Origin of the sequence: Streptomyces chattanoogensis, assembly GCF_001294335.1 — a bacterium.
Lineage (GTDB): Bacteria > Actinomycetota > Actinomycetes > Streptomycetales > Streptomycetaceae > Streptomyces > Streptomyces chattanoogensis.
Window position 1 is genome coordinate 41,437 of sequence record NZ_LGKG01000141.1, and the last position, 17,388, is coordinate 58,824.

The window sequence follows — 17,388 nt, forward strand, 5'->3', positions numbered from 1 at the left end:
CCCTGCCTAGGGTGTGGACGAAGCCAGGAGTACGGGAGGCCGTAGATGCAACAGCCGACGCCCGAGGCCCTGATCGACCTCTACCGGCTGGTCCCGCTGCCCCGTGAGGGCGGGCGGTTCCGGCAGACCTGGGCCGGGCCCGAACGGGCCGACGGCCGGCCGGAGGGTACGGCGATCATCATGCTGCTGACCGCCGAGCCCGGCGATTTCGCCGCGCTGCACCGGCTGCCGACCGACGAGATCTGGCACTTCTACCAGGGCGATCCGCTCACCCTGCTGCTCCTGTACGGGGACGGCTCCGCCCGTACCGTCGTCCTCGGCCCGGACGTCCTGGGCGGCCAGCACGTCCAGTTCACCGTCCCGGCCGGTACGTGGATGGCCGCCGAGGTCGCCGACGGCGGCTCCTGGGCACTCTTCGGCTGCACCATGGCACCGGGTTTCACCGTCGAGGACTACGAGCACGGGGACGCCGCCGAACTGGCCGTGCGCTTTCCCCAGGAGGCGGCGCGGATCGTGGCGCTGAGCCGGGCATGACAGGTGCGACGCCCCCCTGTGGGGCCCTCAACGTGCGGGGCGGGCGGGCCGCTCCCGGCGACGCCGCCGGAGCCGGAAATGCACCCGAACGTGTGAGCGGCGCGCCCGGCCATCGGGACGGCGGTGGCCGGCACCAGGACAGTGCTGGCTGTGACCCGGGCGAGGGCGGCCGCCACCCGGGCCAAGGTGGCCGTCACCAGGAACGCGGTGGTGATCAGGGACGCTCGCCCCTCCCCGACCTTACCGGTCATGTGGCCCTGATCACCGGGGCGGGCGGCACCATCGGCCGCGGCATCGCCCTGCGCTTCGCCGCCGCCGGAGCCTCCGTGGTGGCGCACTACCGTACGGCCGCCGATGCCGCGCGGGAGCTGGTCCGGCAGATCGAGGCGGACGGCGGGAGCGCCCTGGCGCTGGCCGCCGATCTGGCCGTCGAGGAGGAATGCCACCGGCTGGTCGCGGACGCGGCCGCATGGCGCGGGCGGCTGACCGCGCTGGTGAACAACGCGGGGGTGCAGCCGACGCAGGGGCTGGCGGACATGTCACTGGCCGACTGGCGGGCGGTGGCGGATCCCAATGTGCACAGCGTTTTCGCATGCACACAGGCCGCGGTGGGTGTGATGCGGGAGGCCGGGGGAGGGTCGGTGACCCATATCGCGTCCATCGAGGCGGCCCGGCCCGCACCGCTGCATGCCCACTACTGTGCGGCCAAGGCGGCGGTGGTGATGCATGCACGGTCGGCGGCGCTGGAGTACGGGGCGTACGGCATCCGCGTCAACAGCGTCTCGCCGGGCCTGATCGGGCGTCCCGGCCTGGAGGACGACTGGCCGGACGGCGTACGGCGCTGGCAAGAGGCGGTGCCCGCCGGGCGGTTGGGGCGTCCCGAGGACATCGGCGATGCCTGTGTCTTTCTCGCCTCGCCGATGGCCTCGTGGATCACCGGCCACGACCTCGTCGTGGACGGCGGGATCTCGGCCCGGCCGACCTGGTGACCCGCCGAGTGACCCGCCGACCCGTCGCACCCCCGTCCCACCGCCATCTGCGACGGCATCGCACCTGGTCATAGCCCCTATATCGACAGTGGCTGCAATGCAGTTGCTGTGCCACGGTGAGTACATGGAGGGAAAGCAGCACGGCCACCGGCGGCACGACCACCCTCACCCTCGCCACCACGATGACCGTCACGATCACCACCCGCACGGCGGCGGACCCCGCCGGCCGTCCCTGCGTCACCGGCTCGCCCATCTGCTGAAGCCGCACAGCCACCAGGCGGCCGACAAGGTCGACCCCGCGATGGAGACCTCGCGCGAAGGGATGCGCACGCTGTGGATTTCACTCGTGGTCCTCGGCCTGACCACGGTGCTGCAGGCCGTGGTCGTCGCCTGGTCAGGGTCGGTGGCGCTGCTGGGCGACACCGTGCACAACGGCGCCGACGCGCTGACCGCGGTGCCGCTGGGCATCGCCTTCCTTGTGGGGCGGCGGGCGGCCGATCGCCGGTACACCTACGGCTACGGGCGCGCCGAGGACCTGGCCGGTATCGCCATCGTGCTGACGGTCGCGGCGTCGGCGGTGGTGGCCGCCTGGCAAGCCGTCGACCGGCTGGTGCACCCCAGGGACGTGTCGCACCTGGGCGCGGTGGCGCTGGCAGCGGTGGTCGGGTTCGTGGGCAATGAGTGGGTGGCCCGGTACCGGATCCGTACCGGACGGAAGATCGGCTCGGCGGCGCTGGTCGCTGACGGACTGCATGCCCGGACCGACGGCTTCACCTCGCTCGCGGTGCTCCTGGGTGCGGGCGGGGCGGCGCTCGGCTGGCGCGCGGCCGACCCGGTGGTCGGCCTGGTCATCACCCTCGCCATCGTGCTGGTCCTGCGGGACGCGGCGCGGGAGGTCTGCCGGCGGCTGATGGACGCGGTCGACCCCGAGCTGGTGGAGCGGGCCGAGTTCGCGCTGCGCGGTGTGCCGGGAGTGCGGGACATCGGGCCGGTACGGATGCGGTGGATCGGCCACACGCTGCGGGCCGAGGCGGACATCGTGGTCGACCCGCAGCTGTCGGTCGTGGCGGCGCACCGGCTGGCGGTGGCGGCCGAGCATGCGCTTATCCATGCGGTGCCGCGGCTGACCGCGGCCACCGTGCACACGGATCATGCCCCCGTCGATGCGGCTGCCGGTGATCCGCATTCCGTACTGGCACACCATCACCCCCGGCAGCATCACCGCCACGCCGCCGCCTGACCCCGGCCGGAGCGGCCGGAGCGGTCAGCGCGACCGGCGGCTCAGGGCCAGACCAGGCAGTACGCCTGATGCCCCGCCTCATGCAGCCGGTGGCTGAAGTCCTGCCACTCGTGCAGGAGCTGGTAGACGGTGTAGGCGTCGCGCGGACCGCCGCGGTCGGGGACGGTGGACCAGATGAAGGCGGCCGCGCCGACCGATTCCTCGCCGACGCCGCGCAGCGGGTCGACCACGGTCATGGGGAGTTTGACGACGGCGTAGTCGGGGTGGAGCACGACCAGCTCGAGCGGGGGCACCTTATGGAGGGGTATGCCCTCTATGCCGGTCAGCACCATGGCGGCCATGGTCTCCGGCTTGATCTTGGAGAACATGCCGCCCATGCCGAGCTCGTCACCGCCGAGTTCCTCGGGGCGCATGGAGATCGGGACCCGGGCCGCGGTCGCGCCATTGGGCGCACCGAAGTATTTGTATGTCACCCCCATGCGGCCGCCCCTGTGTTCCCCGATGTGTTCCCCGCTGCTGTCGGCGCTGCTTTCCCTGCCCGTGATGCTCTGGACGTCGTCGGCTTCCTCGACGCCCTCGCGCCGGTGCCGGCCGCGCTGGACGCGCTCGGGACCCCGGTCATCGGTCCCCTCGCCCAATTCGCCACCGCGATGCATATCTCCACCCGACCACTCGCAGCCCCAGCCGCGCAACCCGATCATCGTCTCAGAGACCTCCCCCGTTGCGGGCATGTGAAACGCCCGGCCACGCGCCCCTGGGCGGCTCTGAGACCATTGCTTGCGTGACTTACTCGTACGTCGCCCCAGTTTTGCAGACGCACGGGGGCTGACGCCCGGTCGTGAGCGAGAGGAATCAAAAAGGGACCGAGATGGAACCGGGCGGCGCCCTGAGGGGACCGCGCGGGGATTTCGTACCGTTGTCAGCCGGGCCGTGTCCGTGTGCCGCCGCCCTCCCTCCGTTTATGCAGGTCAGGATCACAGTGTCTTTTCCGTATGAAGCCCCTGTTTCGCAGTCGCTGTTCGACCGGGCGTCCGTGGTGACGCCCGGCGGCGTCAATTCCCCGGTGCGGGCGTTCCGGGCCGTGGGCGGTACGCCCCGGTTCATGGTGTCCGGTACGGGTCCGTACCTCACCGACGCCGATGGCCGGGAATATGTCGATCTGGTGTGTTCGTGGGGGCCGATGATCCTCGGTCACTCGCATCCCGAGGTGATCGCCGCGGTCCAGGAGGCGGTCGCCCGCGGTACGTCCTTCGGCACGCCCGGCGCGGGTGAGGTCGAACTGGCCGAGGAGATCGTCGGCCGTATCGAGCCGGTCGAGCAGGTGCGGCTGGTGTCCTCCGGCACCGAGGCGACGATGTCGGCGATCCGGCTGGCGCGCGGCTTCACAGGCCGGGCCAAGGTCGTGAAGTTCGCCGGCTGCTACCACGGGCATGTCGACGCCCTGCTGGCCGCGGCCGGTTCGGGCGTGGCGACCTTCGGTCTGCCCGACACGCCGGGGGTGACCGGCGCGCAGGCCGGCGACACCGTCGTGCTGCCGTACAACGACCTCGAGGCGGTCCGGGCCGCGTTCGCCGCGCACGAGGGCGAGATCGCCTGCGTCATCACCGAGGCGTCGCCGGGGAACATGGGCGTGGTGCCGCCGCTGCCGGGCTTCAACCAGGGGCTCAAGGACCTCTGCGCCGCCCACGGTGCGCTCTACATCTCCGACGAGGTCATGACCGGTTTCCGGGTCAGCCGCTCCGGCTGGTACGGGATCGACGGCGTCCGCCCGGATCTGATGACCTTCGGGAAGGTGATGGGGGGCGGCTTCCCGGCCGCCGCCTTCGGCGGGCGCGCCGATGTCATGGCGCACCTCGCGCCGGCCGGCCCCGTCTACCAGGCCGGCACGCTGTCCGGGAACCCGATCGCCACCGCCGCGGGCGTCGCCCAGCTGCGGCTGCTGGACGAGGCGGCGTACGAGAAGGTCGACGCGGTCTCGGCCGAGCTGCGCGAGCTGGTCGGCGGGGCGCTGAGCAAGGCGGGCGTGGCGCACCGGCTCCAGGTGGCGGGCAACATGTTCTCGGTCTTCTTCACCGACCGGGATGTCACGAACTACGACGAGGCCAAGGCGCAGGAGTCGTTCCGGTTCACCGCCTTCTTCCATTCGATGCTGGAGCAGGGCGTCTACCTCCCGCCGTCCGCCTTCGAGTCGTGGTTCGTCTCGACCGCGCACGACACGCGGGCGGTCGAGCGGATCGCCGCCGCCCTGCCGGCCGCCGCACGCGCCGCCGCCGAGGCGACGGCATGAGCACGGTGGCGGGAGACGCGACGGACGCCAGGAAGGGCGGCGACGGCATGAGCGGCGACGACATCACCGTGGTGCATGTGATGCGGCACGGCGAGGTGCACAACCCGGAGGGTGTCCTCTACGGGCGCCGGCCCGGCTATCACCTCTCCGACCTGGGGCGGAAGATGGCCGACCGGGTCGCGGAGCATCTGGCGGAGCGGGACATCACGCATGTCGTCGCCTCCCCGCTGGAGCGCGCCCAGGAGACCGCGCTGCCGATCGCGGCGGCGCACGGTCTGGAGCTGGCCACCGACGAGCGGCTGATCGAGGCGGGCAATGTCTTCGAGGGGAAGACCTTCGGGGTCGGCGACGGCGCGCTGAAGAAGCCGGGGAACTGGAAGTACCTGACCAATCCGTTCCGCCCGTCGTGGGGGGAGCCGTACGTCGAGCAGGTCGTGCGGATGATGGCGGCGCTCGGTGCGGCGCGGGATGCGGCGCGCGGGCACGAGGCGGTGGCGGTCAGCCATCAGCTGCCGATCTGGATCGTGCGCAGCTTCGCCGAGCGGCGGCGGCTGTGGCACGACCCGCGGAAGCGGCAGTGCACGCTGGCCTCGCTGACGTCGTTCACGTTCCACGGCGACAAGATCATCTCGGTGGGCTACAGCGAGCCGGCGCGCGATCTGGTTCCCTCCCATCTTCTGGCGGGCGCGAAACCCGCCAAGGGGAAGTCCAAGGCTTTCGGGGCCTGATGCTGCCTCAATTGGCGGTATGTCAAATCCCGGGGAAATAAGAGATGTGAGCGAATAGCGGGAACCTCATCCGTCGACATGCCCTCCACTCGGTTGTCCGTTTATATGGATATCGAGTACGGCGAGTACGGATGGGGTCACGGTATGCGCGCGATCAGTCGGCGGGACCTTCTGGGCATGGGGATCGGCGCGGCGGCGGCCTTTGGCATAGCCGGCTGTTCCTCGCCCGGTTCCGGTGACGGCGCGGACAAACAGCGGGTGAAGGATTCGGTGCGGGCCCGGTCCAGGCTCATCGGTGACGGATCCACCGCCGATTCCGGGGCGCAGCCCCACCAGCCCAGGCGGCCCGAACGGCTGGAGCCCGGCCAGACCCCGCCGCAGTTCGTGGTCTTCTCCTGGGACGGCGCGGGAGAGGTCGGCAACGGCCTCTTCCCGCGTTTCCTCAAGCTCGCCAAGGACCACGGCGCGGCGATGACGTTCTTCCTCTCCGGCCTCTATCTCCTGCCGGAATCCAAGAAGCACCTCTACGACCCGCCGAACAACCGCCGCGGCGCCTCCGACATCGGCTATCTCACCGATCCCCACATCAAGGAGACGCTGAAGTACGTGGGCGAGGCCTGGCTGGACGGCCATGAGGTCGGCACCCACTTCAACGGTCACTTCTGCGCCGGCTCGGGCTCGGTGAAGAACTGGACGCCGCAGCAATGGCAGTCGGAGATCGACCAGGCGGTGGATTTCGTCACCAAGTGGCGTACGCATACGGGGTTCACGGACATAGAACCGCTGCCGTTCGATTACCGAAAGGAATTGGTCGGCGGCCGCACCCCCTGTCTGCTCGGTCAGCAGAATCTGCTGCCGACCGCCGAAAAGCTCGGCTGGCGCTATGACGCCAGTTCGTCCGGCGGTCAGCAGCGGTGGCCCGGGAAAAAGTCCGGCGTCTGGGACTTCCCGCTCCAGCTGATGCCCTTCCCGGGCCACGACTTCGAGGTCCTCTCAATGGACTACAACATCCTCGCCAATCAGTCGCGGAACTCCACCAAGGCCCCGCCGGCCAACTACCCCGGATGGCGGCAGCAGGCCACCGGCGCCTATATCGCCGGATTCCAGCGGGCCTACGAGACCAACCGCGCGCCGTTCTTCATCGGCAACCACTTCGAGCAGTGGAACGGCGGCATCTATATGGACGCCGTGGAAGAAGCGCTCAAGCGCATCGCCGACGACAAGAACCGGGATGTGCACCTCGTCTCCTTCCGGCAGTTCACCGACTGGCTCGACGCACAGGACCCGGAAGTACTGGCCAAGCTCCAGCGGCTGGGTGTGGGGGAGCGGCCGGCCGGCGGCTGGAACGCCTACCTCTCGGCGGCCTGAGACACCGGGCGAGCCCCGTTCCGTACGTCCTGACATGCCCCTTTGTGACGGGCGGCGCCGTGCGAGGGGGGTGCGGAAGATCCCGAACCGGCCCATGCGAAACTTTTCACATGAGTGCCTGCCGTCCACGCCGCACCGGCCGCCGTCGCATCGCCCTGTTCGCCGCGGGGGCCGCGGCGGCCTCGCTGACGCTGAGCGCCTGTGGTGACGGCGCCTCCGGCGGCTCCGCCCAGACCAAGTTCGTCCAGGGCAAGGGCGGTGTCGCCACCGTGCCGGAGGGCGACCGGCAGCCGGCGCCCGAGCTGTCCGCCCGGACGACCACCGGCACCAACAAGCTGAACATCGCCGACTACAAGGGCAAGGTCGTCGTCCTCAACGTCTGGGGATCGTATTGCGGCCCCTGCATCGCCGAGGCACCCAATTTCGCCGCGGTGGCACAGGAGACCAAAACCAAGGGCGTCCAGTTCGTCGGGATCAACACCCGCGACGAGAAGGCGCAGGCCGTCAACTTCGAGGAACAGCACAAGGTGCCCTACCCGAGCCTGTTCGACCCCACGGGCAAGCTGCTGCTGCGCTTCCCCAAGGGCAGCCTCAACCCGCAGGCCATCCCCTCGACGATCGCCATCGACCGGCACGGGCGGATCGCCGCCCGCTCGCTCGGCCCGCTCGACAAGAGCGGCCTGCGCAAGATGATCGCCCCGCTGATCGCCGAGAAGTGATCCCGTGATCGAGCTCGCTGCCAACGCCGCGGAAGACACCGTCGTCTCCGGAACCCTGCTCGCCGCCGCCCCCATCGCACTCCTCGCCGGACTCGTCTCCTTCTTCTCCCCCTGCGTGCTGCCGCTGGTCCCCGGCTACATGTCCTATGTGACCGGCGTCACCGGCACCGACCTCGGCGAGGCCAGACGCGGCCGGATGCTGGCCGGCGCCTCGCTGTTCGTCCTCGGCTTCACCACCGTCTTCGTCTCCACCGGCGCCCTCTTCGGGTACTTCGGGCAGAACCTCCAGGGCTACAAGGACGTCGTCTCGCGCATCCTCGGCGTGCTGATGATCCTGCTCGGCCTGGCCTTCGCGGGTGTCCTGTCGCGCTTCGGCCAGCGCGAACTGCGCTTCCACAAGAAACCCGCCATGGGCCTGGCCGGCGCACCGCTGCTCGGCGTGCTCTTCGGCGTCGGCTGGACGCCGTGCATGGGTCCCACCTTCGCCACCGTCAACGCCCTCGCGCTCACCGATGCCAGCGCCGGGCGGGGTGCCCTGCTCACCGTCGCCTACTGTCTGGGCCTGGGCCTGCCGTTCATCGCCGTGGCGCTGGCCTTCCGCCGGGTGCTCGGCGCGTTCGGCTGGGTCAAGCGGCACTACCAGTGGGTGATGCGGATCGGCGGCGGCATGATGGTCGCGCTCGGCATCCTCCTCGTCAGCGGCGCCTGGGACAGCCTGATGTCCCAGCTGCAGGGCTGGACACAAAGCTTCAATGTTGGGATCTGATTGATGTCCACGAAGACCGGCATCCCCCGCGACCCGGAGACCGGCACTCCGGACGCCCCCGACGCGGGCAGTGATCTCGGCACCGCCGGATCCCAGCTCTCCACCGCCCCCAAGGAAGACATCGGCCTCCCCTCGCTCGGCCCCCTCGGCTGGGCGCGCTGGTTCTGGCGGCAGCTGACCTCCATGCGGGTGGCGCTGCTGCTGCTCTTCCTGCTCTCCATCGGCGCCATCCCCGGCTCACTGATCCCGCAGACCGGCATCGACCCGGTCAAGGTCGAGCAGTTCAAGGCCGAGCACGACACCCTCGGTGCGGTCTACGACAAGCTGGGGATGTTCCACGTCTACAGCTCGGTGTGGTTCTCGGCGATCTACCTGCTGCTGTTCATCTCGCTGATCGGCTGCATCGTCCCGCGCAGCTGGCAGTTCGTCGGCCAGCTCCGCGGCCGCCCCCCGGCCGCTCCGCGCCGGCTGACCCGGCTGCCCGCGTACACCACCTGGCGTACGGAGGCCGAGCCCGAGGCGGTGCTCGAGGCGGCGCAGCGGATGCTGAAGAAGCGCCGGTTCCGGGCGCACCGCACAGGCACCGCGGTCGCTGCCGAGAAGGGCTATCTGCGGGAGGTCGGCAACCTCGTCTTCCACGTCGCGCTGATCGTGATGCTGGTCGCGTTCGCCGTGGGCAGCCTGTGGAAGTCCGAGGGCGGCAAGCTGATCACCGAGGGCGACGGCTTCGCCAACAGCCTCGTCCAGTACGACGACTTCACGTCCGGCCCGTTCTTCGACACCGACACCATGGAGCCCTTCGGCTTCACGCTGAAGAGGTTCGAGGCGACCTACGAGCGGACCGGGCCGCAGAAGGGCACCCCGCGGGTCTTCCGCGCCCACATCACCTACTTCAACGGCGCGGACGGCAAGGAGCACAAGACCGCGATCGAGGTGAACACGCCGCTCGACATCGCCGGCAACAAGGTCTATCTGCTCTCGCACGGCTACTCGCCGGTGGTCACCGTCAAGGACGGCCGCGGCAAGGTCGTCTACCACGGCGCGGTGCCCTTCCTGCCGCAGGACCCGAAGAACTTCACCTCGACCGGTGTGGTCAAGGTGCCGGGCGCGCAGACCAAGGACGGCAAGCGCAACCAGCTCGGCTTCAACGGGCTGTTTGTACCGACCTTCGGCGGCAAGAACTCCGGGTCGATGTTCTCGCAGTTCCCCGCGCTGGACTTCCCCGTGCTGGCGGTGAACGCCTGGCACGGTGATCTGGGCGTCGACTCCGGCCTGCCGCAGAACGTCTACCAGCTCGACACCAAGCGGATGAAGCAGTACAAGGACGCCAAGGGCAACATCTTCAAGAAGATGCTGATGCCCAAGGACCGTCTGGAGCGGCAGGCCGCGCAGCACACCGGCATCAAGGGCGGCCTGACGAAGAAGGACGTCGAGGACGACAGCACCATGCGGCTGCCGGACGGCCAGGGTTCGATCACCTTCGAGGGCATCAGGAGCTGGGCCAGCTTCAAGATCTCTCACCAGTCCGGCAACGAGCTCGCGCTGACCGGCGCGGTCTTCGCCCTGGCCGGCCTGGCCGGATCGCTGTTCATCCAGCGCCGCCGGGTCTGGGTCCGGGCCGAGCGGGGCGCCGATGGCGTCACCGTCGTCGAGATGGCGGGCCTGGGCCGCAGCGAGTCGCCCCGGCTGCCGGACGAACTCGGCGACCTCGCCGTGGCGCTCGTACCCGATGCCCCGCCGGCACCGGACGCCGAGCCTGCGGACGAAACCGCTGATGTTTCACGTGAAACGGCCTCTGCCCAGCGGCCTCAAGACCCGACGGAGCCCACCGACTCTGCCGATCCTGCTGACCCCTCCGAAGGAGCGCGCGCGTGACCCTCGCGGCCGCAGCCAACGAGACACTGGCTCACAACAGCAATCTGCTGGTCTATTCGGCGATCACGGTCTACACCCTCGCCTTCCTCGCCCATATGGTCGAGTGGGTGTTCGGCAGTCGCAGCAAGGTCGGCCGCACCGCCGCGGCCCTGACGGCCGAGGCCAAGGCGCCCGCGATCTCCGTGACGGTGGCCCAGAAGGGCGGCGGCACCGCCGTACTGGAGCGCCCGACGGTCGTCACCAAGACCGCGGCCGGAAGCCGTGACGTCCCCGACGGCCCCGGCGCCCACGGCGGCACCGAGAAGGGCGACCTCTACGGCCGGATCGCGATCTCGCTGACCGTCCTGGCCTGGGCGCTGCACGTGGGCGGCGTCCTCACCCGCGCCCTGTCCGTACAGCGTGCCCCCTGGGGCAACATGTACGAGTTCTCCACGACGTTCGCGGCCGTCGCGGTCACCTTCTACCTGGTCCTGCTCGTCCTGAAGAAGAACATCCGCTGGATCGGCCTCCCCCTGGTCTTCACCGTCCTGCTCGACCTGGGCCTGGCCGTCAGCGTCCTGTACACCGCCAGCGACCAGCTGGTGCCCGCGCTGCACTCGTACTGGCTGTGGATCCACGTCAGCTGCGCGATCATCTGCGGCGCGGCGTTCTACGTCGGCTTCGTCGCCACGCTGCTCTACCTCTTCCGCGACCGCCACGAGGCCAAGCTCGCCGACCCGGCGGGCGAGCAGCCCGGCAAGTTCGCCACCTCGGTGCTGGAGCGGCTGCCCTCGGCGGCCTCGCTGGACAAGCTCGCCTACCGCATCAACGCCACCGTCTTCCCGCTGTGGACGTTCACCATCATCGCGGGCGCCATCTGGGCCGAGGCCGCCTGGGGCCGCTACTGGGGCTGGGACCCCAAGGAGGTCTGGTCCTTCATCACCTGGGTCGCCTACGCCTGCTATCTGCACGCCCGTGCCACGGCCGGCTGGAAGGGCCGCAAGGCCGCCGTCCTGGGCCTGATCGCCTTCGCCTGCTACCTCTTCAACTACTACGGCGTGAACATCTTCGTGACCGGCCTGCACTCGTACGCGGGAGTCTGAGCCGCGAGAGTCTGAGCCAGCGGGGGCCGAGACGCCGCTTCCGGTGCCGTACGGGGACCACCCCGTGCGGCACCGTTGCGTATCCGGGGACGCTCAGCGCCGCTTGCGCCGCCCCCGCTCCTGACGGGGCAGCCGCTGGTCCCCGCCCGCCCCCGGCAGCACCGGCTTCGGCAGATGCGCCACCTCCCACTGCGCCTCGGCCAACTGCTCGGCCGTGTCGTCCGGCAGCCGCGGCGGGCGGGGCGCCCCCTGCCCGAAGCCGAACGCGGAGGTCAGGTCGCCGAAGGCGGCCCGCCGCCAGTCGCTGATATTGGGCTCCTCGACACCCGTGAAGCGCTCCAGGAACTGCAGCACCGAGGTGTGGTCGAAGGCATCGCCCGCGGCCCAGCCGCCGACCGTCCAGGGAGAGACGATCAGACACGGGACCCGGAAGCCGCCGCCGATCGGCAGGCCCTGGACGAACTCGTCCTTCGTTCCGGCGGGCGGCACCGGCGGCGGCACATGGTCGAACAGCCCGTCGTTCTCGTCGTAATTGAGGAGGAAGACGGTCTTGCGCCACACCCGCTCGTTCGCGGCGATGGCCTCGATCTTCTGCGCGACATAGTCGGCGCCGGCGGCCGGCAGATAGTCCGGGTGCTCGGACTGGGTGCTGGTGGGGATCAGCCAGGAAACGGCCGGCAGCCGGTCGTTGCGCGCGTCGTCCTCGAAGGTCCCGGCCGGCTGCGGCCGCACCCCGCGCTCGTACAGCGGCTCGCCCGGCCTGGCGTCCTTGAACGTCCGGAACTGCTCCAGCAGATTGCAGCCGTAGTCGTCCTCCTCCTGGTACACCTTCCAGCTGATGCCGGCCGCCTCCAGCCGCTCCGCGTACGTCGTCCAGCGGTACGGCTCGGGCGCGGTGTTGTTGAGGACCGGGCCGCCGCGGGTCCCGCCGGGGTCGATGGTGCCGGTCATCCAGTACAGACGGTTGGGCCAGGTGGGGCCGAAGACCGAGCAGAAGTAGTTGTCGCAGAGGGTGAACGCCTCGGCGAGGGCGAACTGGAAGGGGATGTCCTCGCGGGTGTGATAGCCCATCACATACGGCCCGTTGATCCCGTCGGCCTTGCGGTGCGCGGGCAGCCAGCGGTCCATCCGCCCGCCGTTCCACGCCTCGTGCTGGACGGACCAGGCGTGGCTGGTGGACGGGATGGCCTGCGCGCTGGAGGTGTGGGTGTTGAGGCGGAACGGCAGCAGATAGCCGTCCGGGTTCTCCGCGTCCGGCTGGTGGAAGACCGACCGGCCGCCCGGCAGGGTGAGCGCGTCCGGGTCGGCGAAGCCGCGGACGCCGCGCAGGGTGCCGAAGTAGTGGTCGAACGAGCGGTTCTCCTGCATGAGCATCACCACGTGCTCGATGTCCTGCAGCGAGCCGTGACGTGGGGGACCGGCGGCGACGGCCTTTTGGACGCTGGGCGGCAGCAGCGACAGCGCGGCTCCGCCGCCGATCGCGCCGGCCGCGGAGCCGAGGAGTCTGCGTCGGGTCATGTCGGGCATATGTGCCACTCTCCCTGAGTCGCGTACGGCCTCGGTGGGCCGCACCGACTGTGGCGGCGCCTGGGTTTCCCGGGCAGGGGGAGAGAGCTGAACGCTGCATCAATGGGCCGTGAACCGGCGTGAGTTGGCCGGTCGGGGCTACGTCCGGTACGCCACACCGAGCAGTGCGCGGCGGACCCGCTATCGCCCGAACCGCGTCATTGTGATCCTGTATCAGGACACGCGGAGAAGGCCCGGAGTTCCCTCGGGTGCCGGGTACGGGCGCTCCTCGGGCAGCAGCGCGGCGGCCGCCCCGGTGTCGCCGGCGCGCATCCGCGCATGGATCTCCCGGGCCAGCGGCGTCACATCCGTGATGGCCACCGTCCACTCGTCCGCGTACCGCCGCGAGGCCTCACCCGCCAGCCCCAGCTGCAAGGAGCGGTACGGCAGCGGCGCCAGATGCAGATCGCGTTCCGGGTCCCACTGCACCCGGGCCGGTGCGGCCTTCAGCTGCTGCTTCCAGGCCGCCCGGTCGGGGTGCTCGTCCGCGTCGTAGTGCGACAGACAGGCGTGGCGCAGCGCCCAGTCGAAGCCGGCCCGGTCGATCTCGACGGCCAGTACGGTCTCCTGGCTGTCCTTGGTGCCCCAGCCGCAGCGGTACATCATCCACAGGAACGACGGCTTGATCCACGTCATCCGCTCGCGCTTCCAGGCCGCGGGGAAACGGCCGTCGCGGGCTGCCGGGAGGCCGAGCGCGGGGGCGTACGCCTGATAGACGGTGACGGTCCGTTCGGTGTGCAGGGCCCGGATACGGCGGACGGGTTCGGGTGCGGCGGCGTGCGGGCCGATGGTGCTCATGGCGGCTCATCCTGGCTTACGGACGGGGCGCGGGCCACCGAATTCCACCGGGCGCCCGGCGGCCTACGCGTCCCCGGTGTCCTCGTGCCACAGCGCGGGGTGCGCTCCGATGAAGTCCCGCATCATCGCCGCGCACCCGGGATCGTCCAGCAGCACGATCTCCACGCCGTGCCGCGCGAGCCAGTCGTGCCCGCCGTGGAAGGTACGGGCCTCGCCGATCACCACGCGCGAGATGCCGAACTGCCGCACCAGGCCGCTGCAGTACCAGCAGGGGGAGAGGGTGGTGACCATCGTCGTCCCGCGGTAGCTGCGCCGGCGCCCGGCGGCGCGGAAGGCCGCCGTCTCGGCGTGCGCCGAAGGGTCGTCGTCCTGGACCCGGCGGTTGTGCCCCCGTCCGAGCACCGTGCCGTCGGCGCCGTACAGCGCCGCCCCGATCGGGATCCCGCCCTCGGCCAGCCCCGCCCGTGCCTCGGCCACCGCCGTGGCCAGCATCGCGCGGGCCTCCTCCGGAGTGCGGTCCACGGCGCTATCCCTTGCCCTGCGGGTTCTCCTCCGGCCCCTGGGAACCGTCCGGGGCGTCGCCCTGCCCGGCCTCCTTGCGCCGCAGCTCCTCCTCGCGGCGGCGCAGATCGGCCTCCCAGTCCTTGAGCAGCGCCTCGTCCTTCTTGTTCTCCTCCTTGAGGGAACGGAGGAATTCCGGATTGTCGTCCGGCGCCACCCACTTCGTGGTGCTGTGGTTGCGGTGCCACTCCGAGGGCGTGCTGCCGTTGCCGCCCGCCGGCTGCCGCTGCTTGCCCGCCACCAGCCAGGCGATCGGGCCGACCAGCACCTCGCCGAAGAGCAGGATGATGAGCACCCACACCACCTTCGGCAGGCCGCGCACCTGTGATTCGGGGGTGTTGAGGCAGTCGATGAAGGCGTAGATCCACAGTGCCAGCACCAGGAGGAACGGCAGATACCTGAGCATTGCGGAACGGCCCCCTGCGCGCGACGGTGGGCCCGACGCCGGGGCCCGGTGACCCGTACAGGGTAGTGCGTACCGGATACTGGGGCGTATGGCTTACGACGATCTTCGCTCCCTGCTGCGGGCCCTGGAGCGCGAGGGCGACCTCAAGCGCATCAAGGCCGAGGTCGACCCGTATCTGGAAGTCGGCGAGATCGTGGACCGGGTGCAGAAGTCCGGCGGGCCGGCGCTGCTCTTCGAGAACGTCAAGGGCTCGGCGATGCCGCTGGCCATGAATGTGTACGGCACGGACCGCCGCCTCCTGAAGGCGCTCGGCCTCAAGGCGTACGGAGACATCAGCGACAAGATCGCCGGGCTGCTCAAGCCGGAGCTGCCGCAGGGCTTCGTCGGCGTACGGGAGGCGTTCGGCAAGCTCGCCGGGATGACGCATGTCCCGCCGAAGAAGGTGAAGGGCGACAGCGCGCCCGTCCAGGAGGTCGTGCTCCAGGGCGACGCGGTCGATCTCGACCGGCTGCCGGCGCTGTTCACCTGGCCCGAGGACGGCGGCTCCTTCTTCAACCTGGGCCTGACGCACACCAAGCACCCCGAGACGGGCGTGCGCAACCTGGGCCTCTACCGCCTCCAGCGCCACGACAAGCGCACCATCGGCATGCACTGGCAGATCCACAAGGACAGCCGCAACCACTACCAGGCCGCCGCCAAACGCGGTGAGCGGCTGCCGGTCGCGATCGCCTTCGGCTGCCCGCCGGCGGTGACCTACGCCTCGACCGCGCCGCTGCCCGGCGATATCGACGAATACCTCTTCGCGGGCTTCGTCCAGGGCAAGCGGATCGAGATGGTCGACTGCAAGACCGTCCCGCTGCAGGTCCCGGCGAACGCCGAGGTCGTGCTGGAGGGCTGGCTGGAGCCCGGGGAGATGCTGCCCGAGGGCCCGTTCGGCGACCACACCGGCTTCTACACGCCGCAGGAACCGTTCCCCGCCCTGAAGATCGACTGTGTGACGATGCGGCGGCGTCCGCTGCTCCAGTCGATCGTGGTGGGCCGCCCGCCGACCGAGGACGGTCCGCTGGGCCGGGCGACGGAGCGTTTCTTCCTCCCGCTGCTCAAGATCATCGTCCCGGACATCGTGGACTACCACCTGCCCGAGTCCGGCGGCTTCCACAACTGCGCGATCGTCTCGATCGACAAGAAGTACCCCAAGCACGCACAGAAGGTGATGCATGCCATCTGGGGTGCGCACATGATGTCGCTGACCAAGCTGATCGTGGTCGTCGACGCCGACTGCGACGTCCACAACCTCCACGAGGTCTCCTGGCGGGCGCTCGGCAACACGGACTACGCCCGTGACCTGACCGTCGTCGAGGGCCCCGTCGACCATCTCGACCACGCCTCCTACCAGCAGTTCTGGGGCGGCAAGGCGGGCATCGACGCGACGAAGAAGTGGCCCGAGGAGGGCTATACGCGGGACGGGGGGTGGCCGAACATGGTCGAGTCCGACCCGCGGACGGCCGCCCTGGTCGACCGCCGCTGGACGGAGTACGGGCTGTGACCGCATCCGCAGCAGCAGTCCCGCAGCGGCCGGGCCGCACCAAGGCGTTCCTGCGCCTGGTGATGATCGAGCACTCCGTCTTCGCGCTGCCCTTCGCCTATATCGCCTCGCTCACCGCGATGTTCCAGTGGGACCGGACCATCCACTGGGGCAAGCTGCTGCTGGTCACCGTCGCCATGGTCGGGCTGCGCACCTTCGCGATGGCCTGCAACCGCATCATCGACCGGGAGATCGACGCCCGGAACCCGCGCACCGCGACCCGTGAGCTGGTCACCGGCGCGGTCACTGTGAAGTCCGCCTGGACCGGCGCGCTGATCGCCGTGGTGATCTTCCTGGGCGCCGCGGCGCTGCTCAACCCGCTGTGTCTGGCCCTCGCCCCCATCGCCGTGATCCCGATGGTGGTCTATCCGTACGGCAAGCGCTTCACCAACTTCCCGCACGCCATCCTCGGCCTGGCCCAGGCGATGGGCCCGGTCGGCGCCTGGATCGCGATCAGCGGCAGCTGGTCGTGGGACGCGGTCGTGCTCGGTCTCGCGGTCGGCGTCTGGATCGGCGGCTTCGACCTGATCTTCGGCTGCCAGGACGTCCAGGCCGACCGGGCGCACGGCGTGAAGTCGGTGCCGGCCCGCTTCGGCATCCCGGCGGCGCTGCACGGCGCCCGCGCCAGTCATGCCGTCACCACGGCCCTGCTGGTCTGGTACGCGCTGGCCACCGGCGCCGGGGTGTTCTTCTGGGCCGGTCTGGTGATCGTGGCCGTGGCGTTCCTCTACGAGCACACCATCGTCCGCCCGCACGACCTGTCCCGGCTCAACCGGGCCTTCTTCACGGTCAACGGCTTCATCGGGATCGCGCTGTTCGTCTGCGCGCTGCTGGATGTGCTGGTGCGGGGACTGACGGTCTGACGGTCTGGCGGAGCCCGTCCG

17 protein-coding genes are annotated in these 17,388 nt (G+C 70.2%); 12 read left to right on the plus strand and 5 right to left on the minus strand.

What is annotated here, in order from left to right:
* Positions 1 to 45 precede the first annotated feature (45 nt).
* The 3 genes from ADL29_RS19955 to ADL29_RS19965 all read left to right on the plus strand — a co-directional run bounded on the left by ADL29_RS19955 (position 46) and on the right by ADL29_RS19965 (position 2,763).
* Positions 46 to 534: a cupin domain-containing protein gene (locus tag ADL29_RS19955; protein WP_053925004.1), complete on the plus strand. Its 489-nt coding sequence runs from the start codon at positions 46 to 48 to the stop codon at positions 532 to 534.
* Positions 535 to 785: 251 nt separating this feature from the next.
* On the plus strand, positions 786 to 1,523 hold the full coding sequence (locus ADL29_RS19960) for an SDR family NAD(P)-dependent oxidoreductase (RefSeq protein ID WP_053925005.1): 738 nt from the start codon (positions 786 to 788) through the stop codon (positions 1,521 to 1,523).
* 124 nt (positions 1,524 to 1,647) lie between these two features.
* On the plus strand, positions 1,648 to 2,763 hold the full coding sequence (locus tag ADL29_RS19965) for a cation diffusion facilitator family transporter (RefSeq protein ID WP_053925176.1): 1,116 nt from the start codon (positions 1,648 to 1,650) through the stop codon (positions 2,761 to 2,763).
* A 41-nt stretch (positions 2,764 to 2,804) separates the two neighbouring features.
* Here ADL29_RS19965 and ADL29_RS19970 read toward each other — a convergent pair whose 3' ends face one another.
* Complete coding sequence (locus ADL29_RS19970) at positions 2,805 to 3,419, minus strand: hypothetical protein (RefSeq protein WP_078971148.1); 615 nt, start codon at positions 3,417 to 3,419, stop codon at positions 2,805 to 2,807.
* Positions 3,420 to 3,742: 323 nt separating this feature from the next.
* Here ADL29_RS19970 and hemL point away from each other — a divergent pair, with 323 nt between their 5' ends.
* From hemL to ccsB, 7 genes are all read left to right on the plus strand, one after another.
* A complete protein-coding gene (hemL, locus tag ADL29_RS19975) occupies positions 3,743 to 5,050 on the plus strand; it encodes a glutamate-1-semialdehyde 2,1-aminomutase (protein WP_053925006.1) in 1,308 nt (435 codons plus the stop codon).
* A 47-nt stretch (positions 5,051 to 5,097) separates the two neighbouring features.
* Entirely contained in the window at positions 5,098 to 5,778 is a 681-nt protein-coding gene (locus ADL29_RS19980; protein WP_046927345.1) for a histidine phosphatase family protein, read from the plus strand.
* Positions 5,779 to 5,922: 144 nt separating this feature from the next.
* Positions 5,923 to 7,146 carry a polysaccharide deacetylase family protein gene (locus ADL29_RS19985; protein ID WP_053925007.1) on the plus strand — a complete coding sequence of 408 codons (1,224 nt, stop codon included), beginning with the start codon at positions 5,923 to 5,925 and terminating at the stop codon, positions 7,144 to 7,146.
* A gap of 110 nt (positions 7,147 to 7,256) precedes the next feature.
* Positions 7,257 to 7,865, plus strand: a complete 609-nt coding sequence (locus tag ADL29_RS19990; RefSeq protein ID WP_053925008.1) for a TlpA family protein disulfide reductase — start codon at positions 7,257 to 7,259, stop codon at positions 7,863 to 7,865.
* A 4-nt stretch (positions 7,866 to 7,869) separates the two neighbouring features.
* On the plus strand, positions 7,870 to 8,631 hold the full coding sequence (locus ADL29_RS19995; RefSeq protein WP_053925009.1) for a cytochrome c biogenesis CcdA family protein: 762 nt from the start codon (positions 7,870 to 7,872) through the stop codon (positions 8,629 to 8,631).
* A 3-nt stretch (positions 8,632 to 8,634) separates the two neighbouring features.
* A complete protein-coding gene (resB, locus tag ADL29_RS20000) occupies positions 8,635 to 10,506 on the plus strand; it encodes a cytochrome c biogenesis protein ResB (protein ID WP_053925010.1) in 1,872 nt (623 codons plus the stop codon).
* Positions 10,503 to 11,588, plus strand: a complete 1,086-nt coding sequence (gene ccsB / locus ADL29_RS20005) for a c-type cytochrome biogenesis protein CcsB (protein ID WP_053925011.1) — start codon at positions 10,503 to 10,505, stop codon at positions 11,586 to 11,588. The genes resB and ccsB overlap by 4 nt, the downstream gene beginning before the upstream one ends.
* A 93-nt stretch (positions 11,589 to 11,681) precedes the next feature.
* On the opposite strand, the gene ADL29_RS20010 is transcribed toward ccsB, so the two are convergent.
* The 4 genes from ADL29_RS20010 to ADL29_RS20025 all read right to left on the minus strand — a co-directional run bounded on the left by ADL29_RS20010 (position 11,682) and on the right by ADL29_RS20025 (position 14,919).
* A complete protein-coding gene (locus ADL29_RS20010; protein WP_053925012.1) occupies positions 11,682 to 13,115 on the minus strand; it encodes an alkaline phosphatase family protein in 1,434 nt (477 codons plus the stop codon).
* Between the two features lie 213 nt (positions 13,116 to 13,328).
* Positions 13,329 to 13,952, minus strand: coding sequence for a DUF4291 domain-containing protein (locus ADL29_RS20015; RefSeq protein WP_053925013.1), 624 nt, complete (start codon positions 13,950 to 13,952; stop codon positions 13,329 to 13,331).
* A 63-nt stretch (positions 13,953 to 14,015) separates the two neighbouring features.
* Positions 14,016 to 14,444 (minus strand): nucleoside deaminase, encoded by a 429-nt coding sequence (locus ADL29_RS20020; protein WP_053925177.1) that lies wholly within the window; start codon positions 14,442 to 14,444, stop codon positions 14,016 to 14,018.
* Between the two features lie 34 nt (positions 14,445 to 14,478).
* The gene (locus tag ADL29_RS20025; protein WP_053925014.1) at positions 14,479 to 14,919 is read right to left on the minus strand and encodes a PLD nuclease N-terminal domain-containing protein; all 441 of its coding nucleotides are present in this window, start codon (positions 14,917 to 14,919) and stop codon (positions 14,479 to 14,481) included.
* Between the two features lie 88 nt (positions 14,920 to 15,007).
* On the opposite strand from ADL29_RS20025, the gene ADL29_RS20030 reads away from it, so the two are divergent.
* Both ADL29_RS20030 and mqnP read left to right on the plus strand, forming a co-directional pair.
* Entirely contained in the window at positions 15,008 to 16,465 is a 1,458-nt protein-coding gene (locus tag ADL29_RS20030; RefSeq protein WP_053925015.1) for a menaquinone biosynthesis decarboxylase, read from the plus strand.
* Positions 16,462 to 17,367, plus strand: coding sequence for a menaquinone biosynthesis prenyltransferase MqnP (gene mqnP / locus ADL29_RS20035; protein ID WP_053925016.1), 906 nt, complete (start codon positions 16,462 to 16,464; stop codon positions 17,365 to 17,367). Before ADL29_RS20030 ends, mqnP begins: the two co-directional genes overlap by 4 nt.
* Positions 17,368 to 17,388: the final 21 nt, after the last annotated feature.